Raw genomic sequence first — 12390 nt, forward strand, 5'->3', positions numbered from 1 at the left:
TTCTCTTGCTGTGGACGTTAATGGATTTGGTTAAGTTCATCGCCGTACAGCTGGTGAAGCAGGCTGTCGGTGAGTCGGGAAGGATGTCCGTCAAACAGCACCACGCCGCGCTGAATGCCAATCACCCGGGTGCAGTAGCTTTTCACCAGCTCAATCGAGTGCAGGTTGACCATCACGCTGATCCCCTGCTCGCTGACCTGACGCAACACATCCATGATGCGCTTGGTATTTTTAGGGTCGAGTGACGCCACCGGCTCATCGGCCAGCAGAATTTTCGGGTTCTGCATCAGGGCGCGGCAGATCGCCACGCGCTGCATCTGCCCGCCTGAGAGGTTTTCCGCCCGCTGCAGCGCCTGCGGCAGCATGTTCATCCACTGCAGCAGTTCGATGGCGTGCGCCCGGTCCTCGTCAGAGAAGATTTTAAAGAAGGACTTCAGCGTCCCGGTCTGGCTCAGACGGCCCAGCAGCACGTTGGTCAGCACGTCGAGTCGCGGCACCAGACAGAAATCCTGAAAGATCATGCCGCACTGGCTGCGCCATTCGCGCATCTGGCGGCTGCTGAGCGTGACCACGTTACGATCGGCTTCGCCTTCATGCAGGCTGATAATCGCGCCGGACGTGGCATTAATCGTGCCGTTGAGCATATGCAGCAGGGTTGATTTACCCGCGCCCGAGCGGCCAATCACCGCCACCAGCTCACCGGCGTGCAGGTCGAAACTGACCTGATCCAGCACCTGGGTGTCGCCATAGGCTTTGCTCAGTTTCTGCACCGACAACACTTTTTGTCCGCTGAGGCTGGCCGGTGGTGCATCGTTATCGACCACCGTTTTCAGAAGTGCCTGTGCCATGCTGTTCTCCGTCATCGCTGATTGCGTCTGCCGGTTATTAAGGCGTGACGCGATGAACGCGGGATGACAGCGAGATGATCAAACCGTGACAGGCCAGTGCGCACCGCACAGCAGCGTCTGGCCATCCCGGGCTGGCTGCACACCCTCAGGCAACGGATTTTCTGCTAACCAGTTATCCATCTCATGACTGAGATGGGTCAGCCAGGTCTGACGCGGCTGAAGCAGCGCCGCAATCGCCAGCGCCCGGGTCACATCATTGTGGTTGCCCGCCTCTGCACGCGGCGGGTCGTTGCAGTCAATCACCAGCTGATCCAGCGGCTGGCCGCGCAGGAAATCGGCGGTGTCGGGCGGCAGTCCGCAGGTGTCGCACAGCCAGGCGAGCCGGGTGTCGTGCCAGTCGAACAGATAGCCGTGTGTCAGCTTCGAGTGCTGCAGCAGCAGCGGCGTGACCTGCAGTTCACCAAAGGCGTGCGCCACAAACGGCGTTAAGGCGGGACGGAAATCGAGCAGGCCGGGGTGTTTGTAGAGGTCGTCACAGCCGCGTGGATCGGGCGGCCCCCAGACCGGAATCGGTGTGCCCTTTCCCCAGCGCAGCGCAAACAGGCCCTGCACATGATCTATGTGGTAATGGGTCAGCAGAATGCGCGTCAGCGTGCCGGGCGGAAAGCGCGACGCCAGCAGCGGCAGACCGGCATCCAGCAGGATGCGCTCGTGGCCGAACGCGATCAGCGCGCTGCAGGGCGCACGCGCATGGGTGCTGTTGCGCTGCGCCCGCTGACAGGCGCGGCAGTCGCAGCCCGGCAGTGGCGCGGCCGTCACCCCGCCGGTGCCGAGAAAAGTGAGTTTCATGGATGCGTCTCCGGTTACGGATGTCGCTGCCGGACGGTTTCCGCGGGTGCCAGCTGTCATTGATACGCCTCCAGTATCTGGCGTAGCTGGCAGACAGTTTCCGCCAGCGCACCGTCATTGTTAAGAATCAGGCAGCCATCGGGCTGTGGCTGGGCAGCGCGCGCCAGCCGCCGGGCGATCTCCGCCTCATCTTCGCGCCCGCGCTGACGCAGCCGCGCCGCCAGCACCGCGGGCGTCACCTGCAGACAGACCGGCAGCAGCTGCGATCCAAACCGCGCCTGCGCCTGGGCCAGGTGCAGCCGCGACCCGTTCACCACCACATTCTGCCCGCGCAGCAGCCACTGTTCCGTCTCGCAGCCAATGCCGTAGCGGAAGCCGTGCGCCTCCCAGCTCACCGCGAACAGACCGAGTGCGGCGCGACGGTCAAACTCCGTTTCAGTCAGCGCCACATGATTTTCACCGCCCGCATCGGCGGCGCGGGTGATGTAGCGATGGGCGATCAGCAGCCGGGGCGGCGGTGCCGCCCGCAGCGCATCCAGCAGGCTGTCCTTGCCGGAGCCGGAGGGACCGGTAAGCCAGATCAGCCGTGCCATCAGTACACCTGCCGGCCTTTACTCCAGACGTGCCGCACGTGCGGATAGCCGTGGGCGGTGTGCGCCAGCACCAGGTCGGCGCGGCAGCCCTCGGCGATGACGCCGCGATCGAATAAACCTAATGCGCGGGCCGGGTTACAGGTCACCAGCGCGATGGCCTGCGCCATGCCGAGGCTGTTGCGCTCGTCAGCCGCCAGCCGGAACGCCGCATCCAGCAGGCTGGCCGGGTAATAGTCGGAGGAGAGAATATTCAGCAGGCCGTGTGACGCCAGTTCCCAGGCGGCAACGTTGCCGGAGTGCGAACCGCCGCGCACGATGTTGGGCGCGCCCATCAGCACCTGCATGTTGCGATAGCGCGAGGCACGCGCCGCCTCCAGCGTGGTTGGAAACTCCGCAATGCGGCTGCCTGCCGCGTGAGACTCCTCCACGTGCGCCGCGGTAGCGTCATCGTGGCTGGCGATGGCGATGCCATGCTCCCGGCACAGTCCGGCAATCGCCTGACGATTGGGCTGCGACCACTCCGCCGCCAGAGTGAGCTGGTCATGCTCGAACTGGTCCATCTCGGCGTCGTTGAGCTGATATTTGCCCTGATAATATTCGCGATATTTGATCAGCGAGGCGTACTGACGCTGGCCCGGCGAATGGTCCATCAGCGACACCAGCGCCAGCTCCGGCGTGCCCATCAGCGCTTCAAACAGCGGCGCGGTGGTGGGATGCGGCAGTTCACAGCGCAGATGCAGCAGATGCTCGGCGCGGTTCAGTCCTTTGCGGTTGCTGTCGCGGATGGCGTCGATCATCTTGCTGAGGTTATCCAGCCGGTGCCCACCGTCGCGCACATCACCCACGCCAATCGCGTCCAGCACGGTGGTAATCCCACTTGAGACCATCAGTGCATCGTGGCTGCTCATCGCCGAGTGCGCGGGCCAGTCCACTTTCGGGCGTGGGGTGAAAAACTTGTCGAGGTTATCGGTGTGCAGTTCCACCAGCCCCGGCAGCAGCCAGGCCCCTTCGCCGTCCAGCGCACCGGGCTGCTGGCTGGTGGTTTCGCTGAAGCTGCTGATGCGCTCGTCGCGAAACTCCAGCGATCCGGTCACCACCTCATTTTCCAGCACCAGTCTGACGTTATTGATAATCATGCCTGCACTCCTGTGTCGATCGGATGCATCAGGTGCAGCCGGTCGGCTACCCGCTCGCGTACCGCCCGATCGTGAAAAATACCGACGATGGCGGCACCCCGGGCGCGCGCCTGTTCAATCAAGTCCACGACCGCCGCGCTGTTGACGCTGTCGAGCGAGGCGGTGGGTTCATCCAGCAGCAGCACCGGATAGTCGGCGATAAAGCCGCGTGCGATATTCACCCGCTGCTGTTCACCGCCGGAAAAGGTGGACGGGGCCAGCGACCAGAGACGCTGCGGCACATTCAGCCGGGTCAGCAGTTCGGCGGCCCGCGCTTCGCAGATTTCGCGATCCACGCCGCGCTCCAGCAGCGGCTGCATCACAATTTCCAGCGTCGGCACGCGCGGGATCACCCGCAGAAACTGGCTCACCCAGCCCAGCGTGTCGCGGCGCAGGGCGATAATCTGGCGCGCTGATGCCTGCGCCATATCGATCCACTCGCCCTGATGGGCAACCCGGATGTGGCCGCTGTCGGGCTGATAGTTGCCATAAAGCGCGCGCAGCAGCGTGGATTTGCCGCTGCCGGAGTGACCGTGCAGCACCACGCATTCGCCCTCGCCTACCGTCAGGCTGGCGTTGTGCAGCACCGGCAGCGCCGCGCCGTTCTGGTTGTGCAGCACAAAGGTTTTACACAGATTCTCTACCCGCAGGCGCGGAGTGTGATTCGTCATTTAATTAAGCACCGAAGAGACCAGCAGTTGAGTGTAAGGATGATGAGGATCGTCCAGCACGCGGTCGGTCAGTCCGCTCTCCACCACCCGCCCCTGTTTCATCACCAGCAGGCGATGCGCCAGCAGTCGTGCCACGCCGAGATCGTGGGTGACAATCACCACCGCCAGATTCAGGTCGCGCACCAGCGTTCGCAGCAGATCCAGCAGACGCGCCTGCACCGACACATCCAGCCCGCCGGTCGGCTCATCCATAAACATCAGCTGCGGCTGCGTCACCAGGTTGCGGGCAATCTGCAGACGCTGCTGCATCCCGCCGGAAAAGGTGGTCGGCAGATCGTCGATGCGCCCCGCGTCTATCTCTACCGCCTGTAACCAGCGGCTCGCCTCAGCGCGGATGTCGCCATAGTGGCGCTGCCCGGTTGCCATCAGCCGTTCGCCGATGTTGCCGCCCGCGCTGACCTGCGAACGCAGCCCGTCCATCGGATGCTGATGCACCACGCCCCACTCGGTGCGCAGCAGACGACGGCGGTCGCTTTCACTCATCTGATAAAGGTCGCGATTCTGATAATGAATGCTGCCCTGCTGCGGTGTCAGACGCGCCGACAGGCTCTGCAGCAGCGTGGTTTTACCGGAGCCGGACTCGCCGACAATCCCCAGCACCTCGCCGGGCCAGAGATCAAAACTGACCTGCTCAAACCCTTTGCCCGGCGCATAAAGATGGGTGAGCTGGTTCACCGCAAGCAGCGGCTGTTCACTGTGCATGTTGCTGTTCCTGCTGCTGATGGCAAAAGTCGGTGTCGGAGCAGACAAACATCCGCGTTCCCTGATCGTCCATCACCACCTCATCGAGATAGCTGTGGCGCGAGCCACACAGCGCGCAGGGTTCTTCCCACTGCTGCACGGTGAAGGGGTGATCGTCGAAGTCGAGACTCTCCACGCGGGTGTAAGGCGGCAAGGCGTAGATGCGCTTTTCACGCCCGGCACCAAACAGCTGCAGCGCGGGCATCATGTGCATCTTCGGGTTGTCGAATTTGGGGATGGGCGACGGATCCATCACGTAGCGATCGTTGACCCGCACCGGATAGGCGTAGGTGGTGGCGATATGACCGTAGCGGGCAATGTCTTCATACAGCTTCACCTGCATGATGCCGTACTCCTCCAGCGCATGCATGGTGCGGGTCTCGGTTTCGCGCGGTTCAATAAAACGCAGCGGCTCCGGGATCGGTACCTGGAAAATCAGGATCTGATCCTCTTCCAGCGGCGTTTCAGGAATGCGGTGCCGGGTCTGGATCAGCGTGGCATCGGCGGTGCGTTCGGTGGTCGCCGCACCGCTGACCCGCTTAAAGAACTGGCGGATCGACACCGCATTGGTGGTGTCATCTGCGCCCTGATCGATCACCTTAAGCACATCCTGATCGCCAATGACGCTGGCGGTGATCTGAATGCCGCCGGTGCCCCAGCCGTAAGGCATCGGCATCTCGCGTCCGGCGAACGGCACCTGATAGCCGGGGATCGCCACCGCTTTGAGGATGGCGCGACGGATGGTGCGTTTGGTCTGCTCGTCGAGATAGCCGTTGTTATAGCCCGTGAGTTCAGCCATGGTTGCGCTCCTGATAATCGTGCTGCAGCTGTTTCAGCAACTCCAGCTCGGCCTGAAAATCGACGTAGTGCGGCAGCTTGAGGTGCGAGACAAAGCCTGCGGCTTCGACGTTGTCGGCATGTGACAGCACAAACTCTTCGTCCTGCGCCGGGCTGGTCACGCGCTCATTCTGCTCGCGGCTTTGCAGCGCCCGGTCCACCAGCGCCATCGCCATCGCTTTGCGCTCGGCGCGGCCAAACACCAGCCCGTAGCCACGGGTAAACTGCGGCGCAGCGTCATCGCTGTGGGCGACGCCGTTGACCATTTCACACTCCGTCAGCAGCAGTTCCCCGATCTCCAGCTCAAAACCCAGCTCTTCGGGACAGATGCTGACGCTGAGATATCCGGTGCGGATCTCGCCAGCAAACGGATGGGTACGGCCATAGCCGCGCTGGGTTGAATAGCCCAGCGCCAGCAGAAAACCTTCGTCGCCGCGTACCAGCTGTTGCAGCCGCGCGGCGCGTGAGGCGGGAAAGCTCACTGGCTCACGGGTGATATCAACCGGCTCGCTGCCGTCATCCACCTCGCCAGCGGCCAGCCCTTCCTCGCTCATCATGCTGAACATGTGCGGGCACTGGTCAGGCACCAATCGATCGTCACGCGGCGCAGCGGGCGTTTCACTGTTAGCCAGCAGGGTGAAGTCGAGCAGCCGGTGGCTGTAGTCATAGGTTGGACCCAGCACCTGCCCGCCCGGCAGATCTTTGTAGACTGCCGAGATGCGGCGTTCGATACGCATCGCACCGGTCGCCAGCGGCGTGCTCTCCGCCAGGCGTGGCAATGTGGTGCGATAGGCGCGCAGCAGAAAGATCGCCTCGACCAGATCGCCGCTGGCCTGCTTGATCGCCAGCGCCGCCAGTTCCGGATCGTATATTCCGCCTTCGGTCATCACCCGATCCACCGCCAGTCCCAGCTGCTGCGCCACCTGATCGCAGCCAAGTTCGGCCACTGCCCTGTCGCCGCGTCGCAGATCGGCCTGCAACTGATGGGCATTTGAGATGGCTTTTTTGCCCCCTTTCACCGCGACATACATCAGCACACCTCCACAACGGTGGTGCGCGGCACGGCCATGATCGCTTCGCCACAGGTGAAGATCAGATCCACGCCCTGCGGGAAGGGATGCGGACGGGTGCGCAAATAGTGCAGTACGCTTTCCGGTAGCTGTGGCGCAATGGCGCGGGTTTCCCGCAGGCCGGGACCGGAGAGACGCAGCGTTAATCCGCCATTCAGCGACGGCACTTCGATGATCAGCGTGGTGCTTTTTTCCGGCGACAGGTTGTCACCCGCCGCGAACTGCGTGGGATCCGGCTGCGCCGCCGCATGGCTCAGCGCGAACGGGGCATCCTGCTGCGTGGTGATGGGCGCGCCGGTATGGAAGCGCAGATTGTTGCGCAGCTGTTCGTTGTCGATTTGCGCATCCAGCCAGACCGGGCTTTCCTGGTCGACCAGCGTCAGCAGCAGCGCTGTGGCCGCCGGTGACAGTGCGCCCCAGCCCTGCTGCAGCGGCAGCGAGACCATCACGCCCGGCTCGCTCATCGCTTTCAGAATGCGGCGAAACGCGCGCTGTGCATCCGCGACCGGATGGTTAAAACTTGCCAGTAATGTCATCAGTTATCTCCGCGAACCAGCGTAAAGAAATCCACTTTGCTGCTGGCGATTTCACGGGCGCGCAGCTGTCGCTGCTCATCGCGCCACGCCGCCAGCGGGGTAATAATCTTCTCTTCCAGCAGGGGCCGGGTTTCCGGCTGCTGCAGCAATGCATCCAACAGGGCGCAGCGTTCTGCATGGGCTTTGTCTCGCCCCAGCAGATAGCTGTAACCCAGGGTGCCGTCGCCCAGCTGCACCACCGCGCGCGTCACCGTGGCATCGCCCATCACAAAGCGTTTGCCGGTAGCCCCCATCCGCGCCTGTAACCGCGTCAGCCCGATCTCTGCCGGACGAATCAGGGTGAATTCGGGCTGGAGGTTAAGCGCCTGCCAGTGCTGTTCAAGCAGGGCGGCGCTGCTGTGCGCCAGCACCGAAAGCCAGCGCTGACGATCCGTTTGCTGTTCCATTAGTGCTCCAGAGTCAGTTCGATCATGTCGCCGCGCGTCAGGCTGACGGAGTATTCCGCCAGTGCGCCATCACTGGTTTTGTTCAGGGTCCGCACGCAGAGCAGTGGCGCATGCAGCGCGATATCCAGCTGACGGCACTCTTTGGCCTGCGCCCGGCGGGTGCTGATACGCGTCTGGGTGCGCACCAGCTGCTTGCCGGTGTGCTCGACTAAGAAGTCGTGTAGCGATCCACTGTTAAATTGCTGCAGCTGTGGCCACCAGCTAAGGTCGGCGAGGAAATGGTTGATCAGGCAGAGCGGCACGCCGTTGGCGCGGCGCAGGGTGCGCAGATGAATGACGTTGTCGCCCTCTTTTACGCCTAACGCATTGGCAACGTCGTTGCTGGCCGGACGCAGCACCGCCAGCAGCCGTTCGCTGGTTGGGTGACTGCCCTGCTCCATCAGGTTCTGACTGAAGCGCGCCTGGGCATGCAGCGGATAGTCATACGGGCGCATCAGCACCAGAATGCCAACGCCATGACGGCGCTGCAGCAGCCCTTTGTGCACCAGCTCATCGACAGCCCGACGCAGCGTATGGCGGTTCACCTCATAGTGATCGGCCAGTTGTTGTTCGGAAGGAAGATAGTCGCCGCAGCGGTAGCGCTCTTTCAGCGCCTGCTCCAGTTGTGCGGCGACAGCCTGATAGACAGTGGTCGGATGTCTGGATAACTCCATCACGATGAAATCCTCACGGGTTACAGAGTGGGAACGCAGTGATAAGACGCTGCGGGATGGGGTTAGCCTGAGGGAAGCAGATGACAGAACGGTGACGCGGGGGTGAAGGAGAGGTGAATGTGAGAGTCAGGATAGAGGGACGTTAAGGCTCAGAGGTTTATGAAAATAGTGTTCAGCATGAAGCAATCGGCCCTGCTCTCCCGATAACGTAGTCAGAGTGCAGCACAATGGCTTCACACCTGATGCCGGGATTCAAACCAGGGCGTAATAAGCATATGTGGAATTGCCAGTGCGGCTAGCGCAGTAAAGAGTGACTGAATACCCGCTTTGTCCGTGGGATGCATTAGCACAATGGTGCCCGCCGCCAACAGGATTGCTGCTGTCAGTATCGGCCATGTCGCTTGCAGGTAGCGGATGGTACTGTTGCACCCCAGCCGATCGCGCCGCTGCCGGGTTTGTGGGAGCGCATGCAAAATCAGAAAGCCCATTGAAAAACCGACGAAAGGCGGAAGGAGTAATAACGCCAGTGTACCGGCCAGAAGACGCCTGTCCCGGCGGAGTAAGCCCACAAAAATAAGGCCTGCTGCACAGAGTCCCCCTGTGAGGGCAATACCCATAGCAAAAGAGTGTGGCATCGAAAATCCCAGCCCCGCCTCATGCAGAATTGTGCTGAACGCCTGCAAATGGAGTGTTGCTGGCGTCGCTATCATGCTTATTCCCCGCGCCAGGCGTTCAATGCTGCATCCATGAGGGGCATCCTCAAGTGCAAAGTGTATAGCAGAGGCCAGGAGAAAAACGGGCAGCGCCAGTGCCGGCGCACCGTGCCACCAGAACAGACAAATCACAATGACCAGCCCATAGGCGGCAAGGAACGGGAACTGACGTTCGCGTTTAACGACGTCAAGGTCGCTGGCACCGTGCGCCATGCCGATAAGGCCAATGGCGACGATCGCAAACAGTACCTGCCCGGCAAGAGGGCTGAAAGAGGCAGCCAGCGCTGCCCCCCAGAGTCCTGCCCAGCCGAACCGCCCCTGGCCTGTCATCTCCGTACTGCACCAACAGGCACGGCATGAGAAAGGGCTTTCTTCATGTTAGCCGCGGCGTAAAAGGCATAGAAAACTTTTGCGATAATATCCAGAATCAGGAATGCCCAGACTGATGTCGCATCAGTAATGATTCTGAGTCCTTCCGGACCGACCAGAAAAACGATCGGATAGATAAACCATACGATGGTCAGCAAAGCCACGTTTTTGTTATAGGCACCTGCCAGCGCACTACCTCGCGTAGCGGCTATAGCACGCAGCGGTCCCCAGAGCAGATAAACAACGCCCAGAAATGCCGCGCATGACCAGAGATACCAGACCCATTTAGCGACAGTATTTTCCGCCAGCGAAGAGACCAGACCGGTGACGATCATCATCACATCCAGCACAATAATGGCCGTCAGAAAACCGCCCATTTCACCCGGCTTACCCTGTTCATGGAAAGCCAGCATGACCAGCCCGGCCAGTAAGAGAGGCGTGGTGACAGACCAGTCAGCATAACGTGCCAGATAAACAACTGTGCCACTATCCAGCGTGAGGTTGCCAAACCCAAACGCCATGGCCAGATAGGCCGTGGCCGCAATGAACGGGACGGATGCGTGCACCAGTGTATGGTGACCAAAAGGATATTTTTTGTCGCCCGTCGCGTAGATAATCAGTGATGCGATGGCCATGACCGAAAACCCGATCATGAATGCGGTTTGATCCATTTTTCTCTCTCCTGTGCTAAGACGCCGGTCTCGCGCCAGCAATGCAGCGATAAATTATCGTTAAAAACCATTTATATTCATTCAACGAATATGCTGAAAGTATATGGCGATATTCGTCATCTGCTCATTGCAAAAAACCCACACTTCCTGATTTAAGATTTTTTGTTTAAAATCACGCCTTTTATTAGCTTTCTGAGAGTCAGATAAAAAAAGCAATGTAAAGTTATGTTTCTCAGCGTTTCGCTTTCCTACCAGTTTTTTGACATATGAAAAACACATTAACGTCTAACCCACTGATTTAGCTGTCAACAGTCATCGTGATATTTAGCAACCCCCGCCTTTGCATAAATTGACAAAAGAGCAAAATTTTTATTTTTGAGTGGTAAATTTTAAGGCAGGCGCTATGAGAATGGCGTGGTGAGAGGTTCATTTCATTTAAACGGCACAAATAAAAACCGAATGCTGACTGTCTGTGGATAATCAAAAGAAAATAATAATTCAGTAAGTTTTATACCCAAGCGTCTTTAAAAGAGGAAGCCCTGAACCAGCTGTCTTTTCACAGACAGAATAATGTTTTGAAGAAGGCAATCCTGATCGTTATGCGGAATGTTTTGCCGGCCAATTTTACAATACGTGGGCATTTGTTGCCTCTATCCGGCTCGTTAACGTCTGCCCGGCCCGGTAAAGTCACAAACGCGCAGGATCACTTTCAGACTTCGAGAGAAAAACGGCAGCCATGAGTTAACGTACAGGCTCACGTAAACTGCCGTTTCTGTTTCACTAAAGATCTTTTACTCCAGCCCCGCTATCCCAACCTTATCCCCCCCACTCTCCGTCAGCGACGCTCTCATCTGTGGCAGGCTTTCCGGGTAATTCTGCTGAATAAACTCGATCATTTTTTCACGCACATAACAGCGTAAATCAAAGGCGATCGGCGAGTTCTGGGCAGTCATCAGCATCCTGATGGTCATGGTTTTCTCGGTGGTGTCGGTTACCTGAAGCACTGAGGTTTCCTGATCCCAGAGTTTGGTTTCACTCAACACCTTCTCGAAATGCTTGCGCAGTGGCTCCAGCGGCATCGAGTAATCCACGTAGAGAAACACTGAGCCTAAAATCTGGGCGTTGTTACGCGTCCAGTTCTGAAACGGATTCTCGGTGAAGTAGGTAATCGGCAGCACCAGACGACGCAGATCCCAGATGCGCACCACCACATAGGTCAGGTTGATCTCTTCAATCCAGCCCCACTCCTTTTCCACTACCACCGCATCATCAATCTTGATGGGCTGGGTAAAGGCAATCTGAATACCGGCAAACAGGTTAACCAGCGACTTCTGTAAGGCAAAACCGATAATGATACCGGCGACACCGGCACCGGCCAGAATGGTAGTGCCGAATTTACGCACGCCGGGGAAACTCAGCAGAATCAGCGAAACGCAGAACAGCACCAGGATGACAATAACAACTTTCTTAACATAGATGATCTGGGTACGGATTTTTCGCGCGCGCAGGTTATTGGAAATATTAATGTCATAGCGGATATAAAGCATATCCTGCGCCACGTTGGTCAGCCGGATTAAGACCGAGCAGAATGACATGATAATAAAGACGTTGATGATATTGGTGATGAGATCGAGTGATTCAGGATGAAAATCAATGTAGTTAATCCCGACATTGATCATTAATAACGGCACGAAAAAGAACATCGAACCGCTGAGGTGCTTTTCCAGGGATTTGAATAGTTTTCTGTCACGGCCCTGCCAGTAGCGAATAAACGCGAGCAGGATTAGGCGAGCCAGAAAACCCAGCACAAATGAAAGCGAGACGAGTAATACAACAGGCACCCATGACGGGAAACCAGATAACTCACCGAATAACAATGGCATTATTTTCCCTTTTTGTTAGCTGACAGGCTAAAGCTGTCAGATAAGTGACCCACTCAGTAACCGTTGTCTGCACGGTTATCCGTCTGTAACACAATCAGCGCTCATGAGTATGAACCATAGCAGCGAAGTTGGCAGGAAATGCGCGGTGATGGGATTGCTGAGGCCTTCAGCCTTACCGCATCAGGTCAGGATGTACAATCCTGACCTGAATGCCA

14 protein-coding genes are annotated in these 12390 nt (G+C 58.8%); all 14 read right to left on the reverse strand.

The genetic code is table 11. From position 1 onward, the window contains the following. Positions 1-17 precede the first annotated feature (17 nt). Positions 18-848: a phosphonate ABC transporter ATP-binding protein gene (gene phnC / locus BY447_RS03730; RefSeq protein WP_013358331.1), complete on the reverse strand. Its 831-nt coding sequence runs from the start codon at positions 846-848 to the stop codon at positions 18-20. A 78-nt stretch (positions 849-926) separates the two neighbouring features. Further along, a complete protein-coding gene (gene phnP / locus BY447_RS03735) occupies positions 927-1697 on the reverse strand; it encodes a phosphonate metabolism protein PhnP (RefSeq protein ID WP_110330546.1) in 771 nt (256 codons plus the stop codon). 56 nt (positions 1698-1753) lie between these two features. After that, on the reverse strand, positions 1754-2290 hold the full coding sequence (gene phnN / locus BY447_RS03740) for a ribose 1,5-bisphosphokinase (RefSeq protein WP_110330547.1): 537 nt from the start codon (positions 2288-2290) through the stop codon (positions 1754-1756). Continuing rightward, complete coding sequence (gene phnM / locus BY447_RS03745) at positions 2290-3426, reverse strand: alpha-D-ribose 1-methylphosphonate 5-triphosphate diphosphatase (protein WP_110330548.1); 1137 nt, start codon at positions 3424-3426, stop codon at positions 2290-2292. The genes phnN and phnM overlap by 1 nt, the downstream gene beginning before the upstream one ends. Continuing rightward, positions 3423-4136, reverse strand: a complete 714-nt coding sequence (gene phnL / locus BY447_RS03750; protein WP_110330549.1) for a phosphonate C-P lyase system protein PhnL — start codon at positions 4134-4136, stop codon at positions 3423-3425. Before phnL ends, phnM begins: the two co-directional genes overlap by 4 nt. Then, the gene (phnK, locus tag BY447_RS03755) at positions 4137-4898 is read right to left on the reverse strand and encodes a phosphonate C-P lyase system protein PhnK (protein WP_110330550.1); all 762 of its coding nucleotides are present in this window, start codon (positions 4896-4898) and stop codon (positions 4137-4139) included. Continuing rightward, a complete protein-coding gene (locus BY447_RS03760; RefSeq protein ID WP_110330551.1) occupies positions 4888-5736 on the reverse strand; it encodes an alpha-D-ribose 1-methylphosphonate 5-phosphate C-P-lyase PhnJ in 849 nt (282 codons plus the stop codon). Before BY447_RS03760 ends, phnK begins: the two co-directional genes overlap by 11 nt. Continuing rightward, the gene (locus tag BY447_RS03765) at positions 5729-6805 is read right to left on the reverse strand and encodes a carbon-phosphorus lyase complex subunit PhnI (RefSeq protein WP_110330552.1); all 1077 of its coding nucleotides are present in this window, start codon (positions 6803-6805) and stop codon (positions 5729-5731) included. The genes BY447_RS03760 and BY447_RS03765 overlap by 8 nt, the downstream gene beginning before the upstream one ends. Then, a complete protein-coding gene (gene phnH, locus BY447_RS03770) occupies positions 6805-7380 on the reverse strand; it encodes a phosphonate C-P lyase system protein PhnH (protein WP_013358339.1) in 576 nt (191 codons plus the stop codon). The genes BY447_RS03765 and phnH overlap by 1 nt, the downstream gene beginning before the upstream one ends. Next, complete coding sequence (gene phnG / locus BY447_RS03775) at positions 7380-7826, reverse strand: phosphonate C-P lyase system protein PhnG (protein ID WP_013358340.1); 447 nt, start codon at positions 7824-7826, stop codon at positions 7380-7382. Before phnG ends, phnH begins: the two co-directional genes overlap by 1 nt. Then, positions 7826-8539 (reverse strand): phosphonate metabolism transcriptional regulator PhnF, encoded by a 714-nt coding sequence (phnF, locus tag BY447_RS03780; protein ID WP_013358341.1) that lies wholly within the window; start codon positions 8537-8539, stop codon positions 7826-7828. Before phnF ends, phnG begins: the two co-directional genes overlap by 1 nt. A gap of 233 nt (positions 8540-8772) precedes the next feature. Further along, the gene (locus tag BY447_RS03785; RefSeq protein WP_110330553.1) at positions 8773-9582 is read right to left on the reverse strand and encodes a Brp/Blh family beta-carotene 15,15'-dioxygenase; all 810 of its coding nucleotides are present in this window, start codon (positions 9580-9582) and stop codon (positions 8773-8775) included. Next, positions 9579-10292, reverse strand: a complete 714-nt coding sequence (locus BY447_RS03790) for a bacteriorhodopsin (RefSeq protein ID WP_033783451.1) — start codon at positions 10290-10292, stop codon at positions 9579-9581. Before BY447_RS03790 ends, BY447_RS03785 begins: the two co-directional genes overlap by 4 nt. A 791-nt stretch (positions 10293-11083) precedes the next feature. After that, positions 11084-12175: a mechanosensitive ion channel family protein gene (locus BY447_RS03795; protein ID WP_110330554.1), complete on the reverse strand. Its 1092-nt coding sequence runs from the start codon at positions 12173-12175 to the stop codon at positions 11084-11086. Positions 12176-12390 lie beyond the last annotated feature (215 nt).

The organism is Pantoea sp. JKS000250 (genome assembly GCF_003201065.1).
In the GTDB taxonomy this organism is placed as follows: Bacteria; Pseudomonadota; Gammaproteobacteria; order Enterobacterales; family Enterobacteriaceae; genus Pantoea; species Pantoea vagans.

What these genes read in the sequence shown, in the direction of transcription:
- phnN (WP_110330547.1), bottom strand. Translation starts at nt 2,290, where the DNA reads ATGGCACGGCTGATCTGGCTTACCGGTCCCTCCGGCTCCGGCAAGGAC.
- phnL (WP_110330549.1), bottom strand. Translation starts at nt 4,136, where the DNA reads ATGACGAATCACACTCCGCGCCTGCGGGTAGAGAATCTGTGTAAAACC.
- BY447_RS03795 (WP_110330554.1), bottom strand. Translation starts at nt 12,175, where the DNA reads ATGCCATTGTTATTCGGTGAGTTATCTGGTTTCCCGTCATGGGTGCCT.
- phnG (WP_013358340.1), bottom strand. Translation starts at nt 7,826, where the DNA reads ATGGAACAGCAAACGGATCGTCAGCGCTGGCTTTCGGTGCTGGCGCAC.
- phnP (WP_110330546.1), bottom strand. Translation starts at nt 1,697, where the DNA reads ATGAAACTCACTTTTCTCGGCACCGGCGGGGTGACGGCCGCGCCACTG.
- BY447_RS03765 (WP_110330552.1), bottom strand. Translation starts at nt 6,805, where the DNA reads ATGTATGTCGCGGTGAAAGGGGGCAAAAAAGCCATCTCAAATGCCCAT.
- BY447_RS03790 (WP_033783451.1), bottom strand. Translation starts at nt 10,292, where the DNA reads ATGGATCAAACCGCATTCATGATCGGGTTTTCGGTCATGGCCATCGCA.
- phnH (WP_013358339.1), bottom strand. Translation starts at nt 7,380, where the DNA reads ATGACATTACTGGCAAGTTTTAACCATCCGGTCGCGGATGCACAGCGC.
- BY447_RS03760 (WP_110330551.1), bottom strand. Translation starts at nt 5,736, where the DNA reads ATGGCTGAACTCACGGGCTATAACAACGGCTATCTCGACGAGCAGACC.
- BY447_RS03785 (WP_110330553.1), bottom strand. Translation starts at nt 9,582, where the DNA reads ATGACAGGCCAGGGGCGGTTCGGCTGGGCAGGACTCTGGGGGGCAGCG.
- phnM (WP_110330548.1), bottom strand. Translation starts at nt 3,426, where the DNA reads ATGATTATCAATAACGTCAGACTGGTGCTGGAAAATGAGGTGGTGACC.
- phnF (WP_013358341.1), bottom strand. Translation starts at nt 8,539, where the DNA reads ATGGAGTTATCCAGACATCCGACCACTGTCTATCAGGCTGTCGCCGCA.
- phnK (WP_110330550.1), bottom strand. Translation starts at nt 4,898, where the DNA reads ATGCACAGTGAACAGCCGCTGCTTGCGGTGAACCAGCTCACCCATCTT.
- phnC (WP_013358331.1), bottom strand. Translation starts at nt 848, where the DNA reads ATGGCACAGGCACTTCTGAAAACGGTGGTCGATAACGATGCACCACCG.